This window comes from Fusobacterium sp. DD2 (genome assembly GCF_018205345.1).
GTDB lineage: Bacteria > Fusobacteriota > Fusobacteriia > Fusobacteriales > Fusobacteriaceae > Fusobacterium_A.
Map to the genome: position 1 here is coordinate 1 of NZ_JADRHM010000114.1, position 2,304 is coordinate 2,304.

At 34.1% G+C, this 2,304-nt stretch carries 1 protein-coding gene and 1 pseudogene; both read left to right on the top strand.

Features of this window, described 5'->3' with window-relative positions:
* Window positions 1–135 precede the first annotated feature (135 nt).
* Window positions 136–1,284: pseudogene (locus tag IX290_RS11295) on the top strand (ABC-F family ATP-binding cassette domain-containing protein); the annotation flags it as partial.
* Window positions 1,285–1,399: 115 nt separating this feature from the next.
* Entirely contained in the window at window positions 1,400–2,293 is an 894-nt protein-coding gene (locus IX290_RS11300) for a mechanosensitive ion channel domain-containing protein (protein WP_249168951.1), read from the top strand.
* Window positions 2,294–2,304: the final 11 nt, after the last annotated feature.

A 2,304-nucleotide genomic window follows, 5' to 3' on the forward strand; every position in this document is an offset into this window, starting at 1 on the left:
CTTGGAAGTCCTATACAGTAGGGGTGTAGTGGATACACCTGCAAGAATAAGGATAGCTTAACTATCAAACTTCTTTAGAATTACTCTGATGAGTAATTACGAAGCTCCCACCTCTATAGGTGGTGAGTAGTTCACTCACTGGATTCTAAAATAGAGGAGTATGCAAGGGGACTGGGACTTATGGATATAGGTCTTGAAAAAGATGTATCTGAACTATCTGGTGGTCAGAGAGCCAAGATACTACTTGCTAAAGTATTACTTGAAAATCCAATGATACTTATACTTGACGAGCCTACAAACTTTCTGGATGAGGAGCATATAGTATGGCTTACTAATTTTCTGCAAAACTATGAAAATGCTTTTATTCTGGTATCTCATGATATTCCATTTTTAAACTCAGTGGTAAATGTGATATACCATATTGATAATGCACAGCTTACAAGATATACTGGAGATTATTACCAGTTTAAGGAGATGTATGAGCTGAAACGTAGACAGCTTGAGCTTGCATATAAAAAGCAGCAGAAAGAGATAGAGCACCTGAAGGAGTTTATAGCTAAAAATAAAGCTAAAGTAGCTACTTCAAACCTTGCTAAAGATAGACAGAAAAAACTGGATAGAATGGATATAATTGAGATAGCTAAGGAAAAACCAAAACCAATATTTGGATTTAGTGAAGCTAGAACTCCAAGTAGAGAGGTAATAACTGTAAAAGACCTGGTAATTGGTTATGACCATGCCCTTACAAAACCACTTAATTTTACAGTGGAAAGAAACCAGAAAATTGCTATAAAAGGGGTAAATGGACTTGGAAAGACAACTCTTTTAAAAACGCTTCTAGGGAAGTTAAAACCTTTATCTGGAGAGGTTGAACATGGACAGTTTGTAGAAACTGGATATTTTGAACAGGAGGAAAAAGCTGGAAATACAACAACAGCTTTAGATGAGATCTGGAATATGTACCCATCTATGACAAATGCTGAGGTAAGAGGAGCTTTAGCCAAATGCGGACTTACAACAGACCATATTACAAGTCAGATGCAGGTACTCTCTGGAGGGGAAAATGCAAAGGTAAGACTTTGTAAACTTATGCTTAGAGATATAAATCTTCTGGTACTTGATGAGCCTACTAACCACCTTGATATTGATGCTAAAGAGGAGTTAAAAAGAGCACTGATAGATTTTAAGGGAACAGTTATACTAGTAAGCCACGAACCTGAATTCTATATGGATATTGCAACTGAAGTATGGAGTGTAGAAGATTGGACTACTAAGATTGTGTAACTAAGTGAAAAATAATTTCTATATCTTGAATTAGAGATATAAATCTGCTAATATTTTAATATAGACCTTTGGTATTGATTAATTTTGATTATAATAAGGGAAAGGGGAGATTTAGATGTCAGCTATGAATGAACCATATAACGCATCAGGATTTTTACAGGACCTATTTGATACAATGACAAATCAGGCTTATCTTGTAAATGTTGCAGCTGGCTGGATACATTTTTTACTTAAGGTAATAGCATGTCTTATACTATACTACGTTGGAATAAAGATATTAAAGAGGATGTTGCCACTTTTAAATACAGTGACTAATAAAAAGAGTATAAATAGTTCTTTAGGAAGCTTTCTAAAATCAATGATAAATATTGCAGCAAGAGGTTTTCTAATAATGGTATGCCTTTTGATATTGGGAGTTAAAGAGAGCAGTTTAATTGCATTTTTTGGTACTTTAGGAATTGGTGTAGGTTTGGCACTTAAAGATAATCTGTCAAATCTGGCAGCTGGAATAATAATAGTAAGTTTTAATATCTACAAAGTGGGAGATGAGGTAAGAATTGCTGATGAGATGGGGTATATCCACTCAATAGATATATTTTTCACAGCTATTAAGACTCACAATGAGGATATAGTTTTAGTTCCAAATGGAATGATAGTATCTAATAAGGTTATAAACTACAATATGACTCCTTATAGAAGATTAAAACTTATAATTGGAGTTGACTATAACTGTGATTTGAAGGTAGCTAGAGAAACTCTTGAAAATATTTTAAAGAGAAATCCACTAGTTATGAAGACACCTTCACCATATACCCATGTAGATGAGTATGCTGACAGTTCTATCAATATTGCACTTAAAGGTTGGGTTGCAAATGAGCATTACTGGACTGTATATAAACAGACTTTAAATGAGATAAAAGATGAGATGGATAGAGTTGGAGTAAATATTCCATTCCCTCAAATGGACTTGCATCTTGATAAAGAAGTTGTGGATAATCTTAAGAAATAGATATAAACGGG